The 25,844-nt window shown below is 70.2% G+C and carries 22 protein-coding genes; 17 read left to right on the top strand and 5 right to left on the bottom strand.

The window, feature by feature from the left end; genetic code table 11:
• Nucleotides 1-12: 12 nt before the first annotated feature.
• Together ACXKZF_RS07385 and ACXKZF_RS07380 are read right to left on the bottom strand one after the other, a co-directional pair.
• Complete coding sequence (locus ACXKZF_RS07385; RefSeq protein WP_488985852.1) at nt 13-1,740, bottom strand: DUF349 domain-containing protein; 1,728 nt, start codon at nt 1,738-1,740, stop codon at nt 13-15.
• Between the two features lie 81 nt (nt 1,741-1,821).
• Nucleotides 1,822-2,118 (bottom strand): dioxygenase, encoded by a 297-nt coding sequence (locus ACXKZF_RS07380; RefSeq protein WP_488985851.1) that lies wholly within the window; start codon nt 2,116-2,118, stop codon nt 1,822-1,824.
• A 129-nt stretch (nt 2,119-2,247) separates the two neighbouring features.
• On the opposite strand from ACXKZF_RS07380, the gene ACXKZF_RS07375 reads away from it, so the two are divergent.
• The 10 genes from ACXKZF_RS07375 to aroB all read left to right on the top strand — a co-directional run bounded on the left by ACXKZF_RS07375 (nt 2,248) and on the right by aroB (nt 13,752).
• The gene (locus ACXKZF_RS07375; RefSeq protein ID WP_488985850.1) at nt 2,248-3,672 is read left to right on the top strand and encodes a replication-associated recombination protein A; all 1,425 of its coding nucleotides are present in this window, start codon (nt 2,248-2,250) and stop codon (nt 3,670-3,672) included.
• 187 nt (nt 3,673-3,859) lie between these two features.
• On the top strand, nt 3,860-4,489 hold the full coding sequence (gene rpsD / locus ACXKZF_RS07370; RefSeq protein ID WP_055954772.1) for a 30S ribosomal protein S4: 630 nt from the start codon (nt 3,860-3,862) through the stop codon (nt 4,487-4,489).
• 337 nt (nt 4,490-4,826) lie between these two features.
• On the top strand, nt 4,827-5,171 hold the full coding sequence (locus tag ACXKZF_RS07365; RefSeq protein WP_235561248.1) for an ATPase: 345 nt from the start codon (nt 4,827-4,829) through the stop codon (nt 5,169-5,171).
• A 64-nt stretch (nt 5,172-5,235) separates the two neighbouring features.
• Nucleotides 5,236-7,905 carry an alanine--tRNA ligase gene (gene alaS, locus ACXKZF_RS07360; protein ID WP_488985849.1) on the top strand — a complete coding sequence of 890 codons (2,670 nt, stop codon included), beginning with the start codon at nt 5,236-5,238 and terminating at the stop codon, nt 7,903-7,905.
• Nucleotides 7,902-8,375, top strand: coding sequence for a Holliday junction resolvase RuvX (ruvX, locus tag ACXKZF_RS07355; protein ID WP_243223541.1), 474 nt, complete (start codon nt 7,902-7,904; stop codon nt 8,373-8,375). The genes alaS and ruvX overlap by 4 nt, the downstream gene beginning before the upstream one ends.
• A 1-nt stretch (nt 8,376) precedes the next feature.
• Nucleotides 8,377-10,080 (top strand): endolytic transglycosylase MltG, encoded by a 1,704-nt coding sequence (gene mltG / locus ACXKZF_RS07350; RefSeq protein ID WP_488985848.1) that lies wholly within the window; start codon nt 8,377-8,379, stop codon nt 10,078-10,080.
• Nucleotides 10,047-10,910, top strand: a complete 864-nt coding sequence (locus ACXKZF_RS07345) for a shikimate dehydrogenase (protein ID WP_488985847.1) — start codon at nt 10,047-10,049, stop codon at nt 10,908-10,910. The genes mltG and ACXKZF_RS07345 overlap by 34 nt, the downstream gene beginning before the upstream one ends.
• Nucleotides 10,911-10,914: 4 nt before the next feature.
• On the top strand, nt 10,915-12,141 hold the full coding sequence (aroC, locus tag ACXKZF_RS07340) for a chorismate synthase (protein ID WP_314456278.1): 1,227 nt from the start codon (nt 10,915-10,917) through the stop codon (nt 12,139-12,141).
• Nucleotides 12,128-12,679 (top strand): shikimate kinase, encoded by a 552-nt coding sequence (locus tag ACXKZF_RS07335; protein ID WP_488985846.1) that lies wholly within the window; start codon nt 12,128-12,130, stop codon nt 12,677-12,679. Before aroC ends, ACXKZF_RS07335 begins: the two co-directional genes overlap by 14 nt.
• Nucleotides 12,676-13,752: a 3-dehydroquinate synthase gene (gene aroB / locus ACXKZF_RS07330; protein ID WP_243223190.1), complete on the top strand. Its 1,077-nt coding sequence runs from the start codon at nt 12,676-12,678 to the stop codon at nt 13,750-13,752. The genes ACXKZF_RS07335 and aroB overlap by 4 nt, the downstream gene beginning before the upstream one ends.
• An 82-nt stretch (nt 13,753-13,834) precedes the next feature.
• Here the strand turns inward: aroB and ACXKZF_RS07325 are convergent, their stop codons facing one another.
• From ACXKZF_RS07325 to ACXKZF_RS07315, 3 genes are all read right to left on the bottom strand, one after another.
• On the bottom strand, nt 13,835-15,154 hold the full coding sequence (locus ACXKZF_RS07325; protein WP_055954794.1) for an MFS transporter: 1,320 nt from the start codon (nt 15,152-15,154) through the stop codon (nt 13,835-13,837).
• 13 nt (nt 15,155-15,167) lie between these two features.
• Nucleotides 15,168-16,061 carry a shikimate dehydrogenase gene (locus tag ACXKZF_RS07320; protein WP_488985845.1) on the bottom strand — a complete coding sequence of 298 codons (894 nt, stop codon included), beginning with the start codon at nt 16,059-16,061 and terminating at the stop codon, nt 15,168-15,170.
• Between the two features lie 354 nt (nt 16,062-16,415).
• Nucleotides 16,416-17,048, bottom strand: a complete 633-nt coding sequence (locus ACXKZF_RS07315) for a TetR/AcrR family transcriptional regulator (protein WP_243223186.1) — start codon at nt 17,046-17,048, stop codon at nt 16,416-16,418.
• A 50-nt stretch (nt 17,049-17,098) separates the two neighbouring features.
• Between ACXKZF_RS07315 and ACXKZF_RS07310 the strand changes: the two genes are divergently transcribed.
• The 7 genes from ACXKZF_RS07310 (at nt 17,099) to ACXKZF_RS07280 (ending at nt 25,842) form a co-directional block, all read left to right on the top strand.
• Complete coding sequence (locus ACXKZF_RS07310; protein ID WP_488985844.1) at nt 17,099-18,910, top strand: sugar phosphate isomerase/epimerase and 4-hydroxyphenylpyruvate domain-containing protein; 1,812 nt, start codon at nt 17,099-17,101, stop codon at nt 18,908-18,910.
• A 13-nt stretch (nt 18,911-18,923) separates the two neighbouring features.
• Nucleotides 18,924-19,382 (top strand): type II 3-dehydroquinate dehydratase, encoded by a 459-nt coding sequence (locus tag ACXKZF_RS07305; RefSeq protein WP_488985843.1) that lies wholly within the window; start codon nt 18,924-18,926, stop codon nt 19,380-19,382.
• A 121-nt stretch (nt 19,383-19,503) separates the two neighbouring features.
• Nucleotides 19,504-20,064 carry an elongation factor P gene (efp, locus tag ACXKZF_RS07300; RefSeq protein WP_055954808.1) on the top strand — a complete coding sequence of 187 codons (561 nt, stop codon included), beginning with the start codon at nt 19,504-19,506 and terminating at the stop codon, nt 20,062-20,064.
• A 2-nt stretch (nt 20,065-20,066) separates the two neighbouring features.
• The gene (gene nusB / locus ACXKZF_RS07295; protein ID WP_488985842.1) at nt 20,067-20,477 is read left to right on the top strand and encodes a transcription antitermination factor NusB; all 411 of its coding nucleotides are present in this window, start codon (nt 20,067-20,069) and stop codon (nt 20,475-20,477) included.
• A 298-nt stretch (nt 20,478-20,775) separates the two neighbouring features.
• Nucleotides 20,776-23,727 carry a DEAD/DEAH box helicase gene (locus ACXKZF_RS07290; RefSeq protein WP_488985841.1) on the top strand — a complete coding sequence of 984 codons (2,952 nt, stop codon included), beginning with the start codon at nt 20,776-20,778 and terminating at the stop codon, nt 23,725-23,727.
• A gap of 153 nt (nt 23,728-23,880) precedes the next feature.
• Nucleotides 23,881-25,443 carry a Rieske 2Fe-2S domain-containing protein gene (locus ACXKZF_RS07285; RefSeq protein WP_488985840.1) on the top strand — a complete coding sequence of 521 codons (1,563 nt, stop codon included), beginning with the start codon at nt 23,881-23,883 and terminating at the stop codon, nt 25,441-25,443.
• A 3-nt stretch (nt 25,444-25,446) separates the two neighbouring features.
• Nucleotides 25,447-25,842, top strand: coding sequence for a VOC family protein (locus ACXKZF_RS07280; RefSeq protein WP_488985839.1), 396 nt, complete (start codon nt 25,447-25,449; stop codon nt 25,840-25,842).
• The last annotated feature ends 2 nt before the right edge of the window (nt 25,843-25,844 follow it).

Raw genomic sequence — 25,844 nt, 5'->3', positions numbered from 1 at the left:
GTGGAGAACCGATCAGCCGCCCAGCGCGCGCAGCCAGGTGCGACGAGCCTCGAGGGCCTCTTTCGCCTGTGCGGCGGCGCGCTTGTCGCCGCGGGCTTCGGCCCCGGCGACCTCCGCCTCGAGCTTGTCGATGGCGTCGGTCAGCTGACGCGTCATGTCGTTCGCACGCGCCTTCTGCTCGGGGTCGTTGCGCTTCCAGTCGGCGTCTTCGCGCGTGCGGACGCTCAGCTCGATCTTGCGCAGCTCATCGTCGAGCGTGCGCTCCTTGTCTCGCGGGAAGATGCGACCGATATCGTCCCACTGGCGCTGGATCGCGGTCAGCTTCTGACGAGCGGTCGCGAGGTTCTTCTCGTCGACGATCGGGGCGGCCTCTTCGAGGAGCGCGCGCTTCTGCTCGATCTTCTCTTTCGACGCCTCGTTCTCGGCGGACTCCCGCTCGATGCGCGCCCCGTAGAGGGCGTCGCCGGCGGCCTTGAAGCGCGCCCACAGCGCGTCGTCGACCTTGCGGCCCGCGCGTCCCGACGCCTTCCACGCGTCGAGCAGGTCGCGGTAGGCGTTGATACCGTCTTCGCCGCGCGGAGCGAGCGCCTCGGCACGCTCGGCGAGACGCGTCTTGGCCTCGCGTGCCGACTTGTGCGTCTCGTCGAGGGACGAGAAGAACTCGCGGCGGTGGCGATCGACCGTGGCGCGCGCGTCGCGGAAGCGACGCCACAACTGCTGAGCGGTCGACTTCGACAGGCGCGGGCCGTTCTGCTGGTGCGCCTGCCACCGGTCGAACAGCGCCGTCATGTCGGCGGTCATCTGCTTCCATTGCACGCTCTGCGGGTCGCGCGCCGCAAGGGCCTCCGCCTCTTCGACGATCGCGGTGCGCTCGCGCACGGCCTCCTCGCTGGCCTGCTTGGCAGCGACGGCCTCAGTCTCGCTGGCTTCGGCGAGCTCGGCCGTGAGCGCGTCGACGCGGGCGATGAGGGCGGCGAGGTCGCCCACGGCGGCCGCACCGTCGAGTTTGGCGCGCAGCGTCTTGGCGGTGGAGCGTAGATCGGATGCCGATGCACCGCCGCGGCGGTGACGGGTCTCGATCAGCGTGACCTCGCCGGCCAGGTCGGAGAATTTGCGCTGGTAGTACGCGAGGGCCTCGGCGGGCGTGCCGTCGGGGTACTGACCGACCTCGCGCCAATCGTCTCCCTCACGAACCGACACGGTGCCGTCGTCGTCGACGCGTCCCCACGGCGGGGTCGTGGTCTTCGAGGCCGTCGCACCGGGGGGCGGACCGGGGAGCCGCGGGCCGGGGCGTGCCGCCGGCTGCGCGGGGGAGGGCGCGGCGGACGCCGGTTCGGCATCCTGGGCGGAGTCGTCATCTTCGACGGTCTCGGCGTCAGCGACGGGCTCGGCCTCGGCGACGGGCTCCGCTTCTCCGGCCTCGGACACGTCGGCGACGGTCTCGGCATCGGCGACAGGCTCGTCCGTGGCAGGCTCGTCGCCAGAGTCAGGCTCGGCCCCGACGGACTCGGCGGCGGCAGCAGCCTCGTCGTCCGCGACGGGCTCGACCTCGGCGCTCGGGTCGACGTCGGGAACCCCGTCGGGTTCGCGGTCCGCGCCGTCGACGTCCGGAGCCGTCTGCTCACCGGCGGTGGGGGAGACCTCGTCGGTCTGCACCTCGGTCGTGGAAGAAGCGTCGGCCTCGGCGTTGCTCGCGGCGTCGCGCGGGTCGGAGGTCTCGGGGGTGGAAGCGGAAGACACGGATAGCACCTCATCGCGGCAGAGCCGCCTGGGGGAGAAGGACCCTCCGAGCCTAGTACGAGCCGCCCCGCCGACACAGGATCAGGGTGCGGCGGACTCCGTGGCATCCGGTACCGGAGTCGCCGGCGCCTCGGTCGCGGGGGTGCTCGGGGTGGAGGTCGACGTCGGCACCGGCTCGGGCGTCCCGGGCCCGGCGACGAAGTAGGCCGTCTGCGCGCCGATCGCCCCCAGGACGACGACGAGGCCCACGACGAGCGCGATCACGTTGTCGCGCGTGCGCCGGTGTCCCTGTCGTTCATGCAGCTCGAGCCGCGCTTGGTAGGCGCGGGCACGCTCCCGCTGCTCCCGCGTCTGCCGGTCATTTCCGCGCGTCGCCACATCGACCTCCTCTGCCCGTCCGGACTCGTCGATCCTACAAACACCGCGCCCGCAGCCCCCGCGGCTCCCCGGCCGCACGGTGCCGGCGAAGACGGGTCCGATGTCGGGGGCCCCGGTTAGCCTGGACCGGTGACCCCTTCTTCGGCGCTCTTCCAGGGCCAGACGCCGCTGGCCGTGCGCATGCGGCCCGTGAGCCTCGACGAGGTCGCCGGGCAGGGGCATCTGCTGCGTCCCGGTTCGCCGCTGGTCACTCTCGCCACGACCGACTCGTCGGCATCCGTCTCCGCCGTCTCCGTCATCCTGTGGGGCCCGCCCGGCACGGGTAAGACAACGCTCGCTCAGGCAATCGCCCGGTCGTCGGGGCGGCGATTCGTGGAGCTGTCGGCGATCACGGCGGGCGTGAAAGACGTCCGCGAGGTCATGCAAGAGGCCCTGACGCAGCGCGACCTCTACGGGCAGTCGACCATCCTGTTCCTCGACGAGATCCACCGCTTCACCAAGGCCCAGCAAGACGCGCTGTTGCCGGGCGTCGAGAACGGGTGGGTCGTGCTCATCGCCGCGACGACCGAGAACCCCTCGTTCTCGGTCATCTCGCCGCTGCTGTCGCGCTCCCTGCTGCTGACCCTGCGGCCGCTCGGTGACGACGACCTCGGAGCTCTCGTCGACCGCGCCGTGCGCGACCCGCGGGGCCTGGCGGGCCGGGTCGAGCTCGACGACGACGCCCGGGCCGCCCTGGTCCGCCTCGCATCTGGAGACGCCCGGCGCGCGCTGACCGCCCTCGAGGCAGCGGCGGCCGTCGCGGGCGACCTCGACGCGGCGGCACCGGCACCCGCCGATGAGAGCGACGACGAAGGCGAGGCCGACGACGTCGAGAACGAGAACGGTGAGGCGGAGGCCGGGGACGCCACCGCGCCCACGACGGTCATCACGGCCGACCACATCGCCCAGGCCGTCGACCGAGCCCTGCTGCGCTACGACCGGCAGGGCGACGAGCACTACGACGTCATCAGCGCCTTCATCAAGTCGGTGCGCGGATCCGACCCGGATGCCGCGATCCACTACCTCGCGCGCATGATCGAGGCCGGAGAGGACCCGCGGTTCATCGCACGGCGCCTCGTGATCTCCGCCGCCGAAGACATCGGCATGGCCGACCCCCAGGCGCTGCAGATCGCCGTCGCCGCCGCCGACGCCGTCGCCTTCATCGGCATGCCCGAGGGGCGCATCCCCCTCGCCGAGGCGACCGTCTACCTCGCCACGACCGCGAAATCGAACGCCGCCTACAACGCCATCAACGCCGCGATCGCCGACGTCCGAGCGGGGGGTTTCGGCCGCGTACCGATGCACCTGCGCGACGCGCACTACCCCGGGGCGAAGCGCCTCGGCCACGGCAAGGGATACAAGTACGCCCACGACAGCGAGATCGGCATCGTCGCGCAGCAGTACCTCCCCGACGAGCTGCGCGGACGCCGCTATTACGAGCCCACGAACCACGGCGCCGAGCGCGACGTGTCGGCGCGGCTCGAGAAGATCCGCCGCATCCTCGACGGCACCTGAGCGACGCACACGGGCCGTCCGGGCGGCTCTGATAGCATGAACCGGCTCGAAACAGGGTTTTCGGGCATCCCCTCCTTTCTGTGATCACCCTCCGGTGCGCCCCGGCGTGCGCTTCGGATCGGGCGGAAGGGGGCGATACGCCCGTGAGCCGTGAAAGGCGCGGCCACGTCATCGGAAGGAGAACTTCGTGACCACGAAGTCTCAGGACCGCCGCAAGGTGCGTCTGTCGCGAGCCCTCGGCATCGCGCTCACCCCCAAGGCCGCCCGCTACCTCGAGAAGCGTCCCTACGCTCCGGGCGAGCACGGCCGCACCAAGCGCAAGGCCGACAGCGACTACGCCGTTCGTCTCCGCGAGAAGCAGCGTCTGCGCGAGCAGTACGGCATCCGCGAGAAGCAGCTGCGCATCGCGTTCAACGAAGCGCGTCGCACCGACGGCCTGACGGGTGAGAACCTGGTCGAGCTGCTCGAAATGCGTCTGGACGCCCTCGTCGTGCGCGCGGGCTTCGCCCGCACCACCGCGCAGGCTCGCCAGCTCGTCGTGCACCGCCACATCCTGGTCGACGGCCAGCTCGTGGACCGCCCGTCGTTCCGCGTCAAGCCGAACCAGCTGATCCACGTCAAGACCAAGAGCGAGGGCCTCGAGCCCTTCCAGGTCGCCGCCGCCGGCGGGCACGCCGAAGTGCTGCCCCCCGTCCCGGGCTACATCGAGGTCGACCTGTCGACGCTTCAGGCCCGCCTGCTGCGCCGCCCCAAGCGCGCCGAAGTGCCCGTCACCTGTGACGTGCAGCTCGTCGTCGAGTACTACGCCGCCCGCTGATCCAGCGAGCAGAGAAGGGCGTCGGGGTTCCCCGGCGCCCTTCGTCGTTCCCGCGCACGCGGCATCCTGTGCCGGTCCGCGGCCTGCCTGCGGCGCCCGGGTCCGGGCGGCGTCACGTGGCCGGACCCGTGTCGGCGGATACAACGCAGGAGTACTACCCGAGGCGGCCCGCGATCGCCGGCCCGGAGGCCGGATCGGGCGAAGCTCCTGCGTCACGTCCGCCGCGGAGCCGGCACGCTGCCGCGGCGACCGACTCGAACAGTCACGGCGGCCCGGGGAGACGGCATCCATCGATCTCTCTTGCGCGGTGCACAGGGGCCGTCGCCTACGATGAAGGATGCCGCGAACGCGGCGTCTCATCGAGGAAGAAGTGGTGATCGTGAAAAGCCTCGTCTGGTTCGCGTTGGGCATCGCCGGCGGATTCGTCGCCGCCCACCTCGTCAACAAAGACCCCCGCGGTCAAGAGCTGCTCGCGCAGCTCGACTCCCGCATCGGCGAGTTCACCGACCACATGAGCGACGCGTACCACGATCAGGAGACCCGCCTGTCGGACATCCTCGACGATGCCAAAGGCGTCGCCGCCTCTGCTGCGGGTCACGTCGCGGAAGCCGTGGATCACGCCACCGACGCTGTCGGTAGTGCCGCCGCGGCCGCCAAGAAGACCGTTTCGCCCTCCGACTGACCTCTCCGCGCCCTCCGTCCCGCCGCCGCTGGACGAAGCGCGCACGCGCACGGAAAGACCCGCCATGAAAACCGCCGAGATCGCCCAGCGCTTCCTCGACTTCTTCGAGAAGAAGAATCACACGATCGTCCCCTCGGCCTCGCTCGTCACCGACGACCCGGCCCTGCTCTTCACCGTCGCGGGCATGGTGCCGTTCATCCCGTATCTCAGCGGCGTCGTGCCGCCGCCCTACCCGCGCGCGGCGGATGTGCAGAAGTGCATCCGCACCAACGACATCGAGGAGGTCGGCAAGACCCCCCGCCACGGCACCTTCTTCCAGATGCTGGGCAATTGGTCGTTCGGCGACTACTTCAAAGAAGATGCCATCCGTTTCGCGTGGGAGCTGCTCACCGCCCCCGAGTCGGAGGGCGGCCTCGCCTTCGACCCGAAGGACCTGTGGGTCACCGTCTACGAAGAGGACGACGAGGCGCGCGATCTCTGGCGCTCGCTCACCCCGCTGCCCGAGGAGCGTATCCAGCGCCTCGGCAAGGACACGAACTACTGGTCCACCGGTCTTCCCGGTCCCGCGGGTCCCTGCTCGGAGATCTTCTTCGACCGAGGACCCGACTACGGCATCGACGGTGGTCCCGCCACCGACGACGACCGTTACGTCGAGATCTGGAACCTCGTGTTCATGCAGTACGAGATCACGAACGTGCGCTCGAAGTACGACTTCGACATCGTCGGTGAGCTCCCCGCGAAGAACATCGACACCGGCATGGGCCTCGAGCGCATCGCGTTCATCAAGCAGGGCGTCGACAACATGTACGAGACCGATCAGGTGCGCCCTGTGCTCGATCTCGCAGCGAAGCTGGCCGGCAAGGCGTACGGCCACGAGTCGCACGAAGACGACGTGCGCCTGCGCATCGTCGCCGACCACGTGCGTTCCTCGCTCATGCTGCTCGCCGATGGTGTGACCCCCTCGAACGAGGGTCGCGGCTACATCCTGCGTCGCATCATGCGCCGCGCGATCCGCTCGATGCGCCTGCTGGGCGTCGAGGGCGCCACATTCCCCGAGCTCTTCGCCGCGTCGCGCGACGCGATGAAGGAGTCGTACCCCGAGGTCGAGGCCGATTACGCCCGCCTCTCCGCTTACGCCATCGCCGAGGAGCAGACCTTCCTGCGCACTCTCGCGGCGGGATCCGCCATCCTCGACCAGTCGGTCGCAGAGGCGAAGATCGGCGGCGGCACGACCCTGTCGGGGTCCGAGGCGTTCCTCCTCCACGACACCTACGGGTTCCCCATCGACCTGACCCTCGAGATCGCGGAAGAGGCCGGCCTGACCGTCGACCGCGGTTCCTTCGATCAGCTCATGCTCGAGCAGCGCACCCGCGCCAAGGCCGACGCACGCGCCCGCAAGGGCGCCATCGCCGATCAGAGCGCGTACCGCGAGTTCCGTGCCCTCGGCGAAACGGTGTTCACCGGCTACACCGAGCTGCAGACGGAGTCGAAGGTCCTCGGCATCCTGATCGCGGGTCACGGTACCGATCGCGCCTCCGAGGGCCAGATCGCAGAGATCATCACCGCCGAGACCGCCCTCTACGCAGAGTCGGGCGGTCAGGTCGCCGACAAGGGCATCATCGTCGGTCCCGGCTACGAGCTCGAAGTGCTCGACGTGCAGCGTCCGGTGCCGGGGCTCATCAGCCACACCGTGGAGGTCACCACCGGTGAGGTGTCGGTCGGCGCTCCGGCGACGACCGTCGTCGACGCGCTGAACCGCCACTCGGCGCAGCAGGCGCACACCGCGACGCACCTCGTGCACGCGGCGATCCGCGACACCCTGGGCAAGTCCGCCACGCAGACCGGTTCGCTGAACCGCGCCGGCTACATGCGGTTCGACTTCAGCTGGGGCTCTGCCCTGTCAGCCGAGACCCGCACCGAGATCGAGGACATCGCGAACAACGCCGTGCGCGACAACCTCGAGGTGACCACGCGCGTGATGTCGCTCGACGAGGCCAAGGCCGCCGGCGCCATGGCGCTGTTCGGCGAGAAGTACGGCGACACGGTACGCATGGTCGACGTCGGCGGACCCTGGTCGCGCGAACTGTGCGGCGGTACCCACGTCGCCCGGAGCTCCGAGATCGGGCTGGTCAACCTCGTCGGCGAGCAGTCGGTCGGTGCCTCCAACCGGCGCGTGGAGGCCCTGGTCGGCCTCGACGCCTTCCGCGACCTCGCCGCCGAGCGCGCGATCGTGTCGCAGCTGTCGACGTCGCTCAAGACACCGCGTGAGCAACTGACCACGCGCATCTCGGAGCTGGCAGCGAGCCTCAAGGCCGCGGAGAAGAAGATCGCCGCGTTCGAGGCGCAGGCCCTCACCGGACGTCTGCCGCAGCTGGTCGAGTCGGCCGTCGCCGTCGGCACGGTCCGCGTCGTCACCCAGAGCCTGGGGGAGGGCGCGTCGGCCGACGACGTTCGCTCGCTCGCGTTGCAGGTGCGCGACCGCCTGGGCTCCGACCCCGCGGTCGTCGCTCTGGCGAGCGTCACCAGCGGCCGCGCCACGGTCGTCGTCGTCACCAACGACGCCGCTCGCGAACGCGGACTCGCCGCCGGCGTTCTGGCGAAGGGGGCCGCAGGCGTCCTCGGCGGAGGCGGCGGCGGTCGTCCCGACGTCGCCCAGGGTGGCGGAACGGATGCCACGGCTCTACCGCAGGCACTCGAGGGCATCGTCGCGGACGTGCGGGCGACCACCGCGTGACCGCGTTCCGGCGCGGCATCCGATTGGGGATAGATGTCGGGCGCGCCCGCGTGGGCGTGGCCCGGTCGGACCCCGACGGGGTACTCGCCGTTCCGGTCGAGACGGTGCCGCGCAAGGGCGAGTCTGTGCGCCGCATCGCCGCCCTGGCCACGGAGTACGAGGCGTTCGAGGTGCTGGTCGGTCTACCGCTGAACCTCCGAGGTGAGGACACGCCGTCGACGACCGACGCACGGGATTTCGCGGAGGCGCTCGCGGCGGCTCTGCCTATGCCCGTGCGGCTGGTCGACGAGCGTCTCAGCACGGTGTCGGCGCACAGCGTTCTGCGAGAGGCAGGACGTTCCCAGCGTGACTCTCGTAGCATTGTGGACCAAGTCGCCGCTGTGGTGCTGCTGCAGCAGGCGCTCGACGTGGAGCGAAGGTCCGGTGAGCCGGCCGGACCCGCCGTATCACCGGGACAGGAGCCCGCCTGACATGCCCGAGAATCAGCCGCCCGAGAGCGATCCGTTCGCCGACCTCTACGGGCGTCTGCCCGACCCGCGCAGGGGAGCACGCGCCGACGACGCACCGCCGTCGCGCCGCGCCGCTCGCGAGGCCCGCGCGGCGGGCGGCGATGCGTCCGACGCTCCGGACAGCGCGCGGTTCGACGCCGCGCGCCGCGCACCCGGTGACACGCCGTCGGCCCCCGAAGACGTCACGCCGGCGCCGGACGCTCCGGTGGCCCGCCCGGCCGCCGAGGTCTCGCCGGATGACGCACCACGCTCCGCCGTGCGGAACGACCCGCCACGTGACGCGGGATCACGGGAGATCCCGGCCCGTCCGCGCGATACCGCGCCGGCCGCCGGAGCGCGCCGCCCCACCGCCCGCACCGCGGGCGGTAACGACGCTGCCCCCGGGCCGCGCCGGCGCAGCACGCCGTCGCGCGACGTCGAACCCGCACGCGAGCCCGCTCTCGTGGGTGCCGGTGCCGGTGCCGCCTCCGCCGCCGCATCGCCGGCCCCGGGGTCTGCGGCATCCGGATCGCTCGAACAGCTCTTCACGGGTCAGACCACCACGCACGACATCGGCCAGCCCGCGCCGCAGCCGTCGCGGAAGCGCCGCCACGTCGGCCGGTGGATCGCCCTGGCCGTCGTCGTGCTCCTGATCGGTGGCGTGGTCGGCGGTGGCATGGCCCTGTGGAACACCTACGGGGATCGTGTGCAGGCCTTCCTCGGTCAAGAGGAGCCGGTCGACTTCGAGGCGGGCCAGGCCACCGGCGAGACGCGTGTCACGATCGTCGCGGGAGACACCGGAGAATCGGTGTCGCCGAAGATGTTCGAGGCCGGCGTCACGAAGGCGTCGAACTCGCTCTACAAATACATGGTCGACAACTCCGTCGCCTTCACATTCCAGCCCGGCGTCTACAAGCTGCAGCAGCAGATGACCTCCGAAGCCGTGCTCGCGGCCCTCCGTCTGCCTGAGAACCGCCTCGACTACTCGGTGCAGTTGCGCGAGGGCCTGACGCTCGCGCAGTCGCTCGACCTCATCTCCGAGCAGCTCGGCCTGGCACGCACCGACCTCGATGCGGCCGTCGCCGACCCTTCGCAGTACGGCGTGAGCGCCACCACGCTCGAAGGCTGGATCTTCCCGGCCACGTACGACTTCGACGAGGGTGTGACCGCCGCGCAGGTCATCGACACGATGGTCAAGCGCACCATGCAGTCGCTGGACACCGCGGGCGTACCCGAAAGCGACCGCGAGCGGATCCTCATCATCGCCTCGATCATCGAGCGCGAAGCGCGCAGCAGTGACGACTTCTACAAGGTCTCGCGTGTCATCGAGAACCGCCTGCAGCCCTCCAACCAGGAGACGTTCGGCAAGCTCGAGATGGACTCCACGGTGCAGTACGGCGCCGGGGAGATGGGCAGCGGATCGGTCAGCACGTCCGAAGAGGCGCGCAACAGCGACAACCCGTGGAACACCTACATGTATCCGGGCCTGCCGATCGGACCCATCGCGAACGCGGGCGATCTCGCCATCGATGCCGCGATGAAGCCCGCCGACGGCCCGTGGTTGTACTTCGTGACGGTCAACCTCGACACCGGCGAGACCGTGTTCACCTCGACGTACAACGAGCATTTGGCGGCCGTCGAGCAATGGCGGGCGTGGTGCGCCGACAACCCGAACTCGGGATGCTGACCGGACCCACGCGCCTGGCCGTCTGGGGCGACCCGATCGCGCACTCGCGGTCGCCCCGGCTGCACGCGGCGGCGTACGGCGTGCTCGGGCTCGAGTGGGAGTACGGGCGCCGGCAGGTGTCGGCCGATGCCTTCACCGATGACCTCGCGGGATTGGATGCCACCTGGCGCGGTCTCTCGCTGACGATGCCACTCAAGACGGTCGCCGCACGAACGGCCCGCTCCCTCGACGAGGACGCGCGTCGGACGGGCGCGGTCAACACCTTCCTGCTCACCGACGACGGCCCCCACGGCTTCAACACCGACGTCGGGGGACTCGCCCGCGCGCTCGTGGAGATCGGTGTGAACTCACCGGGCGCGGTGCGCGTGCTGGGAGCCGGAGCGACGGCGACGTCGGCGGTCGTCTCCGCCGCGCGCGCGGGCGCGGACCTCATCGAGGCGCGCGCACGTCGGCCGGAAGCCGCCGAGTCGCTCCGCGCGCTCGGCGACGCGCTCGGCGTCGAGATGCGCGTCCGCGCGATCGACGACGACAGGGTCGACCCGGTGGATGCGACGATAGCGGCGCTGCCCGGAGGGACCGACCTCGGCCCGGTCGCCGACATCCTGGCATCCGGGTCCGGTCCTCTCGTCGATGTCGTCTACGGCGGATGGCCGACGCCGCTGGCGCAGGCGTGGGAGCGAGCCGGAGTGGCCGCGCACAACGGTCTCGAGATGCTGCTGCACCAGGCGCTGCTGCAGGTGCGCGTGTTCGTCACAGGCGACCCGCAGCGGCCGGTTGTCCACGAGGATGCGGTGCTGGCCGCGATGCGCACCGCGCTCGTGGGAGACTAGGGGAATGCTTCGCGTTCTCACGGCCGGCGAGTCCCACGGCCCCGAACTGATCGCCCTCATGGAGGGGATGCCGGCCGGCGTTCCCGTCTCGTCCGCGCAGATCCGCGCCGAACTCGCGCGCCGCCGCCTGGGTTACGGTCGCGGGTCGCGGATGAAGTTCGAGGAAGACGAGCTCACGCTCTCGACAGGTATCGTGCACGGCTTCACGATCGGGAGCCCTATCGCGTTGCGCATCGGCAACACCGAGTGGCCGAAGTGGACCGAGGTCATGAGCCCCGAGCCGATCGAGCTGTCCGACCGGTCGCGCGGTCGCGGTGCGGCCCTCACGCGTCCGCGTCCGGGTCACGCCGATCTGGTGGGCATGCAGAAGTACGGCTTCGACGAGGCACGTCCGATCCTCGAGCGCGCCTCCGCCCGCGAGACCGCGGCGCGCGTCGCCCTCGGCGCCATCGCGCGGTCGTTCCTGAACGAGCTCGGCATCCGCCTCGTCAGCCACACGCTCTCGATCGGTCCGGTGCGCGTGCCCGACGACGCCGCCTTCCCGACCCCCGACGACGTCGACGTGCTCGACGCCGACCCGTTGCGCTGCTTCCACCCCGAGACCAGCGCCGCCATGGTGGCCGAGGTCGACGACGCCAAGAAGGCCGGCGACACGCTCGGCGGCATCGTCGAGGTGCTCGCCTACGGCCTGCCGCCCGGACTCGGCTCGCACGTGCAGTGGGATCGACGACTGGATGCCAAGCTCGCCCACGCCCTGATGAGCATTCAGGCCATCAAGGGCGTCGAGGTCGGCGACGGCTTCCTCACCACGACCCGTCGCGGGTCGCAGGCCCACGACGAGCTGTTCGCCACGGGGGAGGGCATCACGCGCTCGTCAGACCGCGCGGGCGGCACCGAGGGCGGAATGTCGACCGGCACGGTGCTGAGGGTTCGCGCCGGTATGAAGCCCATCGCCACGATCCCCAAGGCCCTTCGCACGGTCGACGTCGCGACCGGCGACACCGCTGCCGCCCACCACCAGCGTTCCGATGTGTGCGCTGTGCCGGCCGCCGGCGTCGTCGCCGAGGCCATGGTCGCCGTCACCCTCGCCGACGCCGTACTCGACAAGTTCGGCGGCGACAACATCGTCGAGACGCGTCGCAACCTCGAGACCTACCTCGCGAACCTGCCCGAGACGCTGCGCACCGCCGACGCGTCCGACGCGGGGCTCCTCGCGCATGACCTCGCCTGAGGCCGCTCCCGACGCGGCGCCCGGGTCGGCCGTCGTGCTCATCGGACCGATGGGTGCGGGCAAGACCAGTGTCGGCCGCCGCGTCGCCCGCGCGCTGGGTACGCCGTTCACCGACACCGACAAACTCGTCGTGCGCGATCACGGGCCCATCCCGGCCCTCTTCGTCGCCCACGGCGAGCCCCACTTCCGTGCCCTCGAACGAGAAGCCGTGGCCGAAGCCCTCGCCCGCGGCGGAGTAATCGCCCTCGGCGGCGGGGCCGTGCTCGATCCGGTGACCCGCGAGCGGCTCACCGCGCATCGCGTGGTGCTGCTGACGGTGGCGCCGCACGTCGTGGCATCCCGGATCCACGGCGACGAGCGCCCGTTGCTGGGCGGCGAAGACCCCGTCGCCCGCTGGCAGCGCATCTACGACGAACGGCGGTCCGTCTACGAGCGGACCGCCGACATCACCTTCGACACGTCATCGGGACCGCTCGTTCGCGTCGTCGACGACATCGTGGCCTGGGCACGCCGTGTGCCGGCCGGAGAGACGGCATGACCGACACCACCACCATCAGCGTCGCCGGTGATGCCGGCTACGACATCACGATCGGCCGCGGACTGCTCGCCGCGCTGGGCGAGAGGCTGCCCGCGGCGGCCCGAAAGGTGCTCGTGGTGCACCCGCCGACCCTCGCGAAGCAGGCCGAGGCGTTGCGCGCGCAGCTGATGGGCGACCGTCAGGTGCTGCTCGCCGAGATCCCCGACGCCGAGGCCGGCAAGCGCGTCGAGGTCGCCGCGTTCTGCTGGCAGGTGATGGGTCAGGCCGACTTCACTCGCACCGACGTCGTCATCGGTTTCGGCGGGGGATCGGTCACCGACCTCGCCGGTTTCGTCGCCGCGACCTGGTTGCGCGGCGTGGCGCTCGTGCAGGTCCCGACCACGGTGCTCGGAATGGTGGATGCCGCTGTGGGCGGTAAGACCGGGATCAACACCGCCGAGGGTAAGAACCTCGTCGGCGCGTTCTGGCCCCCGACCGCCGTGATCTGCGATCTCGACCTTCTCGACACACTGTCGAGGAACGAAGCGACCGCCGGCTTCGCCGAGGTGGTGAAGGCCGGTTTCATCTGGCATCCGGAGATCCTCGACCTCATCGAGGCCGATCCCGAGGGTGTCGTCGACCCTCGCGGCGACGCGTTCCGCCGGTGCATCGAACTGGCCATCGACATGAAGGCGCGCGTCGTGGGCGAAGACCTGCGCGAAGCGGGCCTGCGCGAGGTCCTGAACTACGGCCATACGCTCGGCCACGCGATCGAGCACGCCGAGCGCTACCGCTGGCGTCACGGTGCCGCGATCTCGGTGGGCATGGTGTTCGCGGCCGAGTTGTCGCGCCTGGCCGGCCGCCTCTCCGACGACGTCGCACAGCGTCACCGCACGGTGCTCGAATCGCTGGGACTGCCGACGACCTACCGCGCCGGAGCGTTCCAAACGCTCAAGGCCACGATGCAGCGCGACAAGAAGAGCCGTGGGGCGATGCTGCGCTTCATCGTGCTGGATGACCTCGCGCGCCCCACCGTGCTGCAGGCCCCCGACGAGTCGCTGCTCTTCGCGGCATACCAGGAGGTCGGAGCGTAGGCTCCGACGCGGGCGCTCGATCCGCGACGCGAACGCCGAACGGCCCCGCCTCTCGAAGGAGACGGGGCCGTTCGCGGTCGGATCAGACGCTCGCGGGGACGCGTCCCTCGGCCCGCAGCCCGAGCTGATCGGTGGGGACGTTCTTCGTCTCCCGAGCGGTCAGGGCACTCACCGAAGCGATGATCGCGATGACCGCCGTGAAGATGCTGATGACGACCCAGCCGCCCGCACCGCCACCACCGAGGGCGGCGACGATGCTCGGCGCGAAGCCGGCCATGAGGAAGCCGAGCTGCGTGCCGATCGCCATGCCCGAGAAGCGCACACGGGTGCTGAACATCTCGCCGTAGAACGACGGCCACACGGCATTGGCCGCGGCGTACCCGCAGGAGAACGTCAGGATCGCCAGGCCGAACGTGAGCAGGTCGTTTCCGGCGCCCATCGAGAGCATGTAGAACGGCATGAAGGCCGCCGACGACAGCGCGCCGTAGATGAAGACGGGCTTGCGGCCGATGCGGTCGGCGAGCCTGCCGAACAGTGGCTGAGTGAACAGCGCGACGACGTTGGCTACGACGACCAGCCACAGCGTCACGCTGGCGGCGAGACCGACCTCCTTGCCGTACGCGATCGCGAGGGTGCCGAAGACGGTGGAGACCGCGGCGATGAAGGCGCAGAAGATCACGCGCAGCACGTCTCGCCAGTGGTTCTTCAGCAGGGGCACCAGCGGCATCCGGGCGATCTGGCCGGTGGCCTTCGCCTGCTCGAACTCGGGGGTCTCGTGGAGGCTCCGGCGGATGAAGAAGGCCACCACGACGACGACCGCGCTGAGCCAGAACGGCACGCGCCAGCCCCACGAGAACTTGATGTCGTCGGGCAGTGCGACGACGGGGATGAAGATCAGCGCGGCGAGGATCTGGCCGCCCTGCGTGCCGGTCAGCGTCCACGACGTGAAGAACGAGCGACGCGTGTCGGGGGCGTGCTCGAGGGTCAGCGACGACGCCCCGGCCTGCTCGCCGGCCGCCGACAGCCCCTGGGCGAGGCGGCACAGCACGAGAAGAGCCGGCGCGAACCAGCCGATCTGCGCAAAGCCGGGGAGGCAACCGATGATGAAGGTCGACAGACCCATCAGGAGCAGGGTGAACATCAACACCTTCTGGCGCCCGATGCGGTCACCGAAGTGGCCGAGGATGACGGCTCCGAACGGGCGCGCGATGTAGGCGAACCCGAAGGTCGCGAACGACATCACGAGGGCCGCCTGGTCGCCCGAGGGGAAGAACACCGTCGGGAAGATGAGGGCGGCGGCGGAGCCGAACAGGAAGAAGTCGTAGTACTCCACGGCGCTGCCCATGAAGCTGGCCGTGGCCGCCTTCACGGGAGTCTTCCGCGTCGTTGCGGTGGTGGTCATGAACGGATGCTCCTTAGCGGGCGACGGCCGGTCCGACGGTGGTGTCGGCGGCGACGAGGTCGAGGAAATGGGTGGTCATGCGGTCGGGGTCGGGTCGCGTCCCCGTGATGAGGGCGAACGCGTCGACGGCCTGGTGGACCGCCATGCGTCCGCCGCTGAGCGTGCGGCAGCCGCGCTCACGCGCGGTGATCAACAGTTCGGTGTCGAGCGGTCGGTAGACGATGTCGGCGATCCAGAGCTCCGGACGCAGCAGGGCGGCGTCGAGGGGCAGTCCCGGATGCTCGGCCATGCCGACGGGAGTGCAGTGCACGAGACCGTCGGCGCCGGCCAGCACGTCGGCGAGCCCGTCGGGCGCGGCGGTGTCGACGACGGCGAGCGGATGACGTGACGCCAGATCGTCGGCGAGGGCAGCGGCGCGCACCGGGTCGAGGTCGACGATGCTCAGCCGCGCGGTGCCCAGGCGCAGCAGCGCGTCGGCGACGGCCGAGCCCGCACCTCCTGCACCGAGCTGGACGACGTGCCGGGTCTCGGCATCCGGCAGCCCGTCGACGAACGCGGCGGCGAAGCCGGTGGTGTCGGTGTTGTGGCCGACGCGCCCGGTGGGCGTGAACAGCACGGTGTTGACCGCGCCGAGGGCGGCGGCGACCGGGTCGATGCGGTCGAGGTGGGCGAGCACGCTCTGCTTGCAGGGGTGGGTGACGTTCACGGCGTCGTAGCCGAGGCGTTCCGCCCAGGCGAGGACATCGCCGATGCGCTCGGGGTCGATACCGAGGGCGGTGAGGTCGAGCGGGCGGTAGACGTAGGTCATGCCGAGCGCGCGCGCTTCGGCCATGTGCATCGGCGGGGTGAGCGAGGGGAGGACCCCGGTGCCGATGAGGCCGACGAGGTAGGGATGCGCGTCGATCACGGTACTCCTTCGTGTCCGTGGGTCCGGTTATGTACTAACCGGTACGTTCAGAGGAAATCATGGCGGCGCCGCGTTGTCAACGGCGGGTTCCGGATGCCACGGGCCGGCGCTCCGCTTGCCGACACGGCGCCTCCGCGGGATCGAGTGTCCACAACACGCCGCACCGCTCGCGGGGCAGCGGCGTGTCTTGGACCCTGATTCGGGGCCGGGGCCGAGGCCGGGGCCGGGGCCGAGGCCTCGACCGACTTGACGCGCGGCGCCTCCGCGGCATCGAGTGGCCACAACACGCCGCACCGCTCGCGGGGCAGCGGCGTGTCTTGGACACCCAACGCCCCTCGGGCGAGGTGGTGCGCGTCAGCGCGCGGGCGCCGTGAGCCAGCCGACGACCACGTCGCCGAGGGCTGTGCGAAGGTGCGCGCGACGCTCGGGGGAGGCGAGGTCGACGTCGAAGAGGTGACCGAACGTGTATTGGTTCGCGACCTGGAACACGCAGTACGAACTGATCACGAGGTGCACGTCGATCGCATCGACGTCGGAGCGGAACACGCCGGCCTCGCGCCCGCGCTCCAGGATCTCGTCGAGAAGGCCCTTCGCCGGCTGTGACAGCGTGCGGAGCCCCTCGATCTGACGGATGAACTGGCCGCGATGGATGTTCTCGATGGCGACCAGACGGATGAAGGCCTCGTGTCCCACGTGGTGGTCGAACGTCAGCTCAGCGAGGGCACGGATGGCGTCCACGGGATCGGCGTGGTCGACGTCGATCGCCCGCTCCGCCTCGCGGATACCGCGGTACGCCTCTTCGAGCACGGCCCGGTACAGGCCCTCCTTGCCGCCGAAGTAGTAGTAGATCATCCGCTTCGTGGTGCGGGTGCGGGCGGCGATCTCATCGACGCGGGCGCCGGAGAAGCCGTCTTCGGCGAACACCTCGGTCGCGACGGTGAGCAGTTCGGCGCGAGTGCGCTCGGCGTCCCTGCGTGCCTCGGCCATTCGGTCAGACTAGTGGACCCGCTTTGTACCAGATGGTACATTCGGCGCCCATGAAGACCTCGATGGCGACCGTCTGTATCAGCGGCACCCTGGCCGACAAGTTGCACGCGTGCGCGGAGGCCGGGTTCGACGGCGTGGAGATCTTCGAGCCCGACCTGCTCGCCGCCCCCGAGAGCCCCGAGGAGATCGCGGCCCTCGCCGGTCGCCTGGGTCTCAGCCTCGACCTCTACCAACCGATGCGTGACGTCGAGGGAGTCGACGACGAGGCCTTCGCGGCGGTGCTGCGACGAGCCGACGCGAAGTTCCGCCTCATGCGGCGCCTCGGCATCGACCTCGTGCTGTGCTGCAGCAACGTCGCCACCGCGACGATCGACGACGACACCGTTTCGGCCGACCAGCTGCGGCGTCTCGGCGACCTGGCGGCGGGGTACGGCATCCGCATCGCCTTCGAAGCCCTCGCGTGGGGCCGCTTCATCGACGACTACCGGCGCGCCTGGCGCATCGTCGAGCTCGCGGACCACCCCGCGGTGGGGGTGTGCCTGGACTCCTTCCACATCCTCTCGCGCGGCCACGACCCCGCCGATATCGGCGGAATCCCGGGCGAGAAGATCTTCTTCGTGCAGCTCGCCGACGCGCCGCGGCTCAGCATGGACGTGCTCTCGTGGAGCCGGCATCACCGACTCTTCCCCGGCGAAGGCGACTTCGATCTGACCGACTTCACCGCGCGGATCGTGGATGCCGGATACACGGGGCCGTGGTCGCTCGAGGTGTTCAACGACACCTTCCGCCAGACCGATGCACGGCGCACCGCCCGCCACGCGCGCCGCTCGCTCCGGTGGCTCGAGGACGCCGTGTCGCGCGCGATGCCCGACGCCCCGGCCGAGCTGGAGATGCTGCCCGATTCGGCCGCCCCGTCCGCCGTCGACTTCGTCGAAGTGAAGGCGGAGGACACCTCCGCCGTCGAGGAACTGCTCGGCCAGCTCGGTTTCACCTCGCGCGGACGCCACCGTACGAAGCCCGTGGCCCTGTGGACCGCGGGCAAGGCGCGGGTCGTGCTCAACGAACAGCACGCCCGAGGGTGGGATCCGCGCCTGGCGGCGATCGGCCTCGAGGTCGACGACGTCGAGGCCGTCGACCTGCGCATGCGCGAGCTGGGGGTGCCGCGCGCCTATCGGCGCACGTACGCCACCGAGGAGCGCCTCGACGGGGCGATCGCCCCCGACGGCACCGAGGTCTACTGGGCGCAGGCCGCCGACGAGGGGGACCCTGCCTGGGTGCGGGAGTTCGAGCACGGCGAGACGGAGCTGGCCACCGAGATCACGGGCGTCGATCACGTCAGCCTCAGCCAGCCGTGGGACGCCGTCGAAGAGGCGACCCTGTTCTACACCGCCGGTTTCGCCTTGCGCGTCGACAGCAGCACCGATGTTCCCGGCCCGCAGGGCCTCGTCGCCAGCCGCGTGCTCGTCGCCCCGGGCGGGGGCGTGCGCCTGCCGCTGAACGTCGCGCCCCCGATCCTCGCCGCCGAGCGGGCGGGCGTGGCCCTCCCGCAGCACGTCGCTTTCGTCTGCGCCGACGTGCGCGCGGTCGCCCGGGCGGCGCGCGAGCGCGGGTTCGCGCCGCTGGAGATGCCCGCCAACTACTACGACGACATCGCCGCGCGTTTCGCACTGTCGGAGGCCGACGTCGACGAACTGCGCGACCTCCATCTCGGGTACGACCAGGATGCCGCGGGGGAGTACCTGCACTTCTACACGCGCACGATCGGCGAGGTGTTCTTCGAGTTCGTCGAGCGCGTCGACGCCTACGCGGGCTTCGGCGCGGGCACCGCCCCCGTGCGCCTCACCGCCCAGGGTCGACGCTGATAGCGTGCCCGACATGACGACGCCCCGCCGCCTGCTGCTCGTGAACGGTCCGAACCTCAACCTTCTCGGCACCCGCCAGCCCGAGATCTACGGACGCGACACGCTCGCCGACGTCGAGCGGGTCACCGCCGGGGCCGCCGCGCGGCACGGTCTCGAGACGCGCGCCGTCCAGAGCAATCACGAGGGCGTGCTGATCGACGCGATCCACGCTGCGCGCCTTGACTGCGCCGGCATCGTGATCAACGCCGGGGGACTCACGCACACCTCCGTCGCCCTCCGTGACGCGCTCGCATCCGTCGATCTCCCGGTTGCCGAGGTGCACATCTCGAACATCAAGGAACGCGAGACCTTCCGGCACTTCTCCTACATCGAAGACGTGGCGGTCGTGCACGTGATCGGCGAGGGCGTCCCCGGCTACGCGCGGGCGGTCGACCTGCTCGTCGAGGTCATCTCGGGCCGAGCCGACGGCTGAGGGGCTCGGGTCGGGTCGGGTCGGACGCGATCGCGTCGGTCACGGGGCATCACGTAGACTGGGTCGCTGGGTGTGCGCCGGAGCGCCGCCTCTCCTCACACGAAACGGAATACTGGCACTCATGGCATCCACCGCAGACATCAAGAACGGCGTCGTCCTGAACATCGACGGTCAGCTCTGGAGCGTCGTGGAGTTCCAGCACGTCAAGCCCGGCAAGGGCGGCGCGTTCGTCCGCACGAAGCTGAAGAACGTCATGAGCGGCAAGGTCGTCGACAAGACCTTCAACGCCGGCGCCAAGATCGAGACCGAGAACGTCGACCGCCGCGACTTCACCTACCTCTACAACGACGGCGAGGGCTTCGTCTTCATGGACGTCGCCGACTACGACCAGATCACCGTGGGATCCGCCACCGTCGGCGATGCCGCCAACTTCCTGCTCGAGAACCAGCAGGTGCAGATCGCGCTGAACAACGGCAACCCGCTCTACGTCGAAATGCCGCCGTCCGTCGTGCTCGAGGTCACCTACACCGAGCCGGGTCTGCAGGGCGACCGCTCGTCGGCCGGCACCAAGCCCGCGACGGTCGAGACCGGCTACGAGATGCAGGTTCCGCTGTTCCTCGAGACCGGCACGAAGATCAAGGTCGACACTCGCACCGGCGAGTACCTCGGCCGCATCAGCTGACGTTGAGCGCCCGCACAAAGGCGCGCAAGCGCGCCCTCGACATCCTTTTCCAAGCCGACGTCCGCGGTGAAGAGCTCGCGATCATGCTGGCGACCGAGGCGAAGCGCGCTTCGAGCGAACCCGACCGTCAGGCCTCGTGGCTCTACGCGCGCGACATCGTCGACGGCGTCATCGACAACCGCGACGCGATCGACGAGCAGATCACCACGTTCTCCAAGGACTGGTCGCTGCAGCGCATGCCCGCCGTCGACCGCGCCCTTCTGCGCATCGCCGCGTGGGAGATCCTCTACAACGACGAGGTGCCCACCGCCGTCGCGATCGACGAGGCGGTGGAGCTCGCGAAGGAGTTCTCGACCGACGACTCCGGCTCGTTCGTGCACGGCGTGCTCGCGCGCATCGCGCGTTCGTCCTGACCCCTCGCATCCTGACTGCGCGCGACGTGACCCGACGCGGCCCCGACGTTTCGTCGGCGGTCGCGTCGCCGGGTTTTCGGGCAGGTGCGGCACGGCGTGGCGCTGTGATCCGGAGTGCCGCTGCGACTGCGTCGGGAGCTACCCCGTGGGTAGCAAGAGACGCGAACCGCGGGGAGAAACGGCACCTCCCGGCGTTTCTGCTCGCGAATCGCGTTTCTTCGACGCTCAGGCGCCCCGCGCACACACCGGCGAGGGACGCGCACGGGCCACTGTCGGAGGTCTCCGGCAGGATGCTCGCGTGACCACCTGGCGCGATCTCGTCCCGAGGAGTGAGCCGGCCGCGTTCGAGCCGCTCGCCCTCGGCATCGAGCTGCGCCAGCGCGAGGCCTACGACCCCGCCCGGTGGGACGCCCGCGCGGTCGTGCCGGTCACCCCGCGCGTGCTCGCACAACGGCAGGACGACCTGCAGCTCGCCGCGCGGCCTCTCGTACGCGGAACGCGAGACACCTGGATCCGGGCGGATGCCACGTGGGATGCCGTGCGGCGGTCGTCGGGCCGCTTCGATCCGTCGCAGGTTCGCTGGTTCGCCGAGTTGCACGCCCTGGCCCAGGCGCTGAGGACGACGGGACCATTCGCCCCGTCCGGTGACACGATCGCCCTCGATGCCGTCGACTCACCCCTGCTCTGGCCCCATTTGCGCGCGGCGGAGGCGCTCGGCATCCCGATCGTCTCGATGAACACGCAGCAGAGCGTGAGTCTCGCGGCCCAGGCGACGGCGCGTGTGGCGCTGGACGCCGTGAGTGGGGGAGCGTTGCGCGTCTCTGCCGACCTCGAGATCGACGGACGGCGACGGGATGCCGCTCACGCCCGGGCGATCGGCGGGTACGGCCTGTTCGCGTACGAGCTCGACCGCGACCCCGTGCCCCTCGTTCTCGCGGCGGTCGACCTGCCCGCGCCGCTGCCCTCCCTGCTCCGAGGCGGGGTGGTCGATGTGCCGTCGGACGACGCGGCGGAGTTCGTCGCCGAGGTCTACCCCCGGCTGGCGCGCCGCGCGCCGCTGTCGGTCGGCGCCGGTGTGCCGGCGCCGCCTCCGGCGCGGCCGACGCTCACGCTCGAGGTCTCGTACGTCGACGGCGACGCGGTGGAGTACCGCCTCGACTGGGTCTACCCCGGCGGCTACCGTGCGTCATGGAACGACGATCGGCAGCACCCCGACCGTGAGGACCGCGCCGAGGCGCAGATCGGGGAGCGGTTCGAGACGGCGTGGGTGTCGGCATCCGATCTGCCCCTCGCGCCGCGGGCCACTCTGCGCGATGCCGACGCCGCGGCGTTCAGCGCGCACGTGCTCCCGGCTGTCGACGTGGTCGACGAGGTGCGTGTGCGCACGCGCGGCATCCGCCCGACGTTCCGCGAGCTGCGCGGCGATCCGTCGTTGCGCATCACGACGGTCGAGTCCCTCGATCGCGATTGGCTCGACCTCGGAATCGCCGTGACGATCGACGGTCGACTGATCCCGTTCGGCGTCCTTTTCACGGCGCTGTCGCGCGGGCGGACACGCATCAAGCTGTCCGATGGGGCATGGTTTTCGCTCGCTCACCCGGCCCTGCAACGACTGCGGGAGCTGCTGGACGAAGCCGCCGCGCTCGACGAATGGGAGACCGCGCCGCGCGTCCCGCGCACGCACCTGGCCCTCTGGGCGGAGTTCGAAGACCTGGCCGACCAGTCCGAGGCGGCGGGGGAGTGGCGACAGCTCGCCCGGGCGCTGCGCGACGTCGCCGAGGTACCCGAGGTAGCGACGCCGCCCGGCTTCCTCGCCGACCTGCGTCCCTATCAGCGCGAGGGCCTGTCGTGGCTCGCGCTCCTGCACGCACACCGACTGGGCGGCATCCTGGCCGACGACATGGGACTCGGCAAGACCCTGCAGCTGCTCGCGCTGATCGCCCACACCCGTTCGCGCCGAGACGTGCGCCCGTGGCTCGTCGTCGCCCCCACCTCGGTGCTGCCGACATGGCACGCCGAGGCGGCGCGGTTCGTCCCCGAGCTGCGGTTCGCCGTCGTCGAGGCGACGTCCGTGCGCCGTGATCGGACCATCGCCGACATCGCGGGCGATGCCGACGTGGTCGTCGCGTCGTACGGCGTCGTACGAGCGGATGCCGAGGAGTTCGCCGCGACGCACTTCTCGGGGGTGGTGCTCGATGAGGCGCAGTTCGTGAAGAACCCCGCGACCCGCATCCATCGCGCCATCGCGGCGCTGCGCGCCGACGCGGTGTACGCGGCCACGGGCACGCCGATCGAGAACGGGCTCGACGACCTGTGGGCGCTGCTGGCTCTGACCGCGCCCGGGTTGTTCCCCTCGATCCGGCAGTTCCGTGAGGACTACACCCGGTCCATCGAACGGCTCCCCACCGACGCGCCCACCGAGCTCTCAGCCGCCGCCACCGACGCTCACCGCGAGAAGATGCTCGCGAAGCTGCGCCGACGCGTGCGGCCGTTCCTCTTGCGCCGCACGAAAGACGTCGTGGCATCCGATCTCCCCCCGAAGCAGGAGCAGGAGATCGCGGTTCCCCTCGGCCCCGCGCATCAGGCGGTCTACGACCGGGTGCTGCAGCGCGAGAGACAGAAGGTGCTCGGCCTGCTCGACGACCTCGATCGGCAGCGGTTCATCGTGTTCCGCTCGTTGACGCTGCTGCGTATGTTGGCACTCGCGCCGGGTCTGGTCGACGACCGTGACACGAGCCTCGGCTCCGCAAAGCTCGATGTGCTGCTCAGTCGGCTCGTCGAGATCGCCGCCGAGGGGCACCGTGCACTGGTGTTCAGTCAGTTCACCTCGTTCCTCGACATGGCGGCGCAGCGACTGGATGCCGAGGGCCTCACCTACGCGCACCTCGACGGCAGCACCACACGGCGTGGCGACGTGGTCGCCGACTTCCGCCAGGGTGACGCGCCGGTGTTCCTCATCAGCCTCAAAGCCGGAGGGTTCGGGCTGACTCTCACCGAGGCGGAGTACGTGTTCGTCCTCGACCCGTGGTGGAACCCCGCGGCCGAGGCACAGGCGATCGACCGCGCCCACCGCATCGGACAGGACAAGAGCGTGTTCGTCTATCGATTGATCGCCGCGGGCACGATCGAGGAGAAAGTTCTCGCCCTGCAGCGCCGCAAGGCCGCGCTGTCGGAGGCGGTCATCGACGACGGCGAGGCCTTCGCGGCGGCGCTCGACGCCGAGGACATCCGTGGGCTCCTCGGGCCGTGATGCGGGAGGGAGCTGCGGCGTCGTGTCGCGTACGAGGGCACAGTCGATCCCGGCGCGGTCCGGCATCCGTCTCCCGGGAAGGTCCACGTCCACCGCCCGCCCAGGCGACCCCCGCGTAGACTCGACGGGTTCCGTCCACGACACAGGAGCGACATGAGAGTCACCGGCCTCGGCCACGCAGGCATGTTCATCGAGACGGCGGGCGGCAGCATCCTCTGCGACCCCGTCATCGGTCCGAGCTTCTTCGGCTCGTGGTTCCCTTTCCCCGACAACCGCTCTCTGGACTGGGCGCGCTTCGGCGCGGCCGACTTCCTCTACATCTCGCACCGCCACCGCGATCACTTCGATCCGGCGCTGCTCGAGCGGTACGTGTCGAAAGACATCAAGGTCCTGCTGCCCGAGTACCCGACCGACGACCTCGAGCAAGACCTCATCGCCCTCGGCTACACGAACCTCGTGCGCACCGAGGCGGGCGTCCCGTTGCAGTTCGGCGACTTGAAGCTGATGGTGACGCCTCTGCGCGCCCCCTCCGACGGCCCCATCGGCGACTCGTCGCTCTCGCTCGACGACGGCACGGCATCCGTCCTGAATCAGAACGACTCGCATCCGCTGGATCTCGACGCGCTCTTCGATTTCGGCAAGCCCGACGCCTACTTCACCCAGGTGTCGGGCGCGATCTGGTGGCCCATGGTCTACGACCTGCCCCAGGATGCCAAGCAGAACTTCGCCCAGCTCAAGCGAGACGCGCAGAACAAGCGCGCGATGTACTACATCGACAAGGTCGACGCGCCTCACGTGTTCCCGATGGCGGGGCCGCCGATGTTCCTGCGCGACGAGCTGTTCCGCTACAACGGCACCGGGCTCGACAACGATTCGATCTTCACCGATCAGCGCGACTTCCTCGCGCACATGAAAGAGCAGCGCCCAGACCAGAAGGGGTACCTGTTCCTCCCCGGCACCGAGGTCGAGGTGCAGGGATCCGACGTGACCGTCACGCAGACGCTGTACACCGACGACGAGATCGAGCGTGTCTTCGGCGACAAGTGGAACTACCTCGCCGAGCAGCGCGACAGCCGCCGCAACGAGATCGCCGCCGAGGTGGCATCCCGTTCCGAGGTCCTCCCACCGGCCGAGATGCTCGCCGCCATCAAAGAGTGGTGGGAGCCGCTGCTGCGCCGCGCCCGCACCATTCGCAACGGCGTCGGGGGAGCGGTGCGATTCCGCATCGGTGAGCTCGACATGGTCGTCGACTTCCCCAAGGCGAAGGTGCGCGAGTACGCCGGCGAGGAGTGCATCTACTGGTACACGATCCCTGCCGACCTCGTCTCGACGAACATCCGCGATCGCGAGATCGACTGGTCGAATTCGATCTTCCTTTCCATGCAGTTCGAGGTGGGCCGCTCGGGCAAGTTCAACGAGTTCCTCACCACGTTCCTGAAGTGCCTGTCACGCGACCGCATCGAGTACGTCGAGAACTGGTACGCCGAGCAGTCGGATCAGACCGAGGATGCCGAGATCGACGGCTGGACCGTGCAGCGTCGGTGCCCGCACCTGCGCGCCGATCTGACCAAGACCGGCAAGATCGAGGACGGCGTGCTGACGTGCTCGCTGCACGACTGGAAGTGGGACCTGGCGTCGGGCCGGTGCCTGACGACGACGGGTCACCCGATCCGATCGACGCGCGCCGCCGAGCCGGCCGAGGTCGCCGCGAGCTGACCTGTGCCGGGCGTCCATCACATCGAGGTCTGGGTCGCCGACATGTCCGTCGCGCAGGCCGAGTGGGGATGGCTGCTCAGAGCCGTCGGCTTCGAGCAGATCAGCCAGTGGGCTGACGGTGAGACGTGGAGTGCGGGTGACGGCCCGTACCTGACCTTGACGACGTCACCGAACCTGTCTGGGCGCGATCACGACCGTCGCGCTCCCGGGGTGAACCATCTCGCGTTCCTCGGCGGTTCGCGTGCTGAGGTGGATGCCGTGATGGCTGCGGCACCCGAGCAGGGGTGGCGACCGCTGTACGAGGGGCGGTACCCGTTCGCCGGTGGCCCCTCGCACTATGCCGGCTGGCTCGAGAATTCCGCGGGGTTCAAGGCAGAGATCGTCGCGGACGAGGAGTGACC

The organism is Microbacterium sp. ABR10 (genome assembly GCF_057812175.1).
This window is presented reverse-complemented; position numbering and strand designations above follow the sequence as displayed.

What these genes read in the sequence shown, in the direction of transcription:
- efp (WP_055954808.1), top strand. Translation starts at nt 19,504, where the DNA reads ATGGCATCCACCGCAGACATCAAGAACGGCGTCGTCCTGAACATCGAC.
- aroB (WP_243223190.1), top strand. Translation starts at nt 12,676, where the DNA reads ATGACCGACACCACCACCATCAGCGTCGCCGGTGATGCCGGCTACGAC.
- ACXKZF_RS07310 (WP_488985844.1), top strand. Translation starts at nt 17,099, where the DNA reads ATGAAGACCTCGATGGCGACCGTCTGTATCAGCGGCACCCTGGCCGAC.
- mltG (WP_488985848.1), top strand. Translation starts at nt 8,377, where the DNA reads ATGCCCGAGAATCAGCCGCCCGAGAGCGATCCGTTCGCCGACCTCTAC.
- ACXKZF_RS07365 (WP_235561248.1), top strand. Translation starts at nt 4,827, where the DNA reads ATGCCGCGAACGCGGCGTCTCATCGAGGAAGAAGTGGTGATCGTGAAA.
- ACXKZF_RS07285 (WP_488985840.1), top strand. Translation starts at nt 23,881, where the DNA reads ATGAGAGTCACCGGCCTCGGCCACGCAGGCATGTTCATCGAGACGGCG.
- ACXKZF_RS07335 (WP_488985846.1), top strand. Translation starts at nt 12,128, where the DNA reads ATGACCTCGCCTGAGGCCGCTCCCGACGCGGCGCCCGGGTCGGCCGTC.
- aroC (WP_314456278.1), top strand. Translation starts at nt 10,915, where the DNA reads ATGCTTCGCGTTCTCACGGCCGGCGAGTCCCACGGCCCCGAACTGATC.
- ACXKZF_RS07305 (WP_488985843.1), top strand. Translation starts at nt 18,924, where the DNA reads ATGACGACGCCCCGCCGCCTGCTGCTCGTGAACGGTCCGAACCTCAAC.
- alaS (WP_488985849.1), top strand. Translation starts at nt 5,236, where the DNA reads ATGAAAACCGCCGAGATCGCCCAGCGCTTCCTCGACTTCTTCGAGAAG.
- ACXKZF_RS07325 (WP_055954794.1), bottom strand. Translation starts at nt 15,154, where the DNA reads ATGACCACCACCGCAACGACGCGGAAGACTCCCGTGAAGGCGGCCACG.
- ACXKZF_RS07315 (WP_243223186.1), bottom strand. Translation starts at nt 17,048, where the DNA reads ATGGCCGAGGCACGCAGGGACGCCGAGCGCACTCGCGCCGAACTGCTC.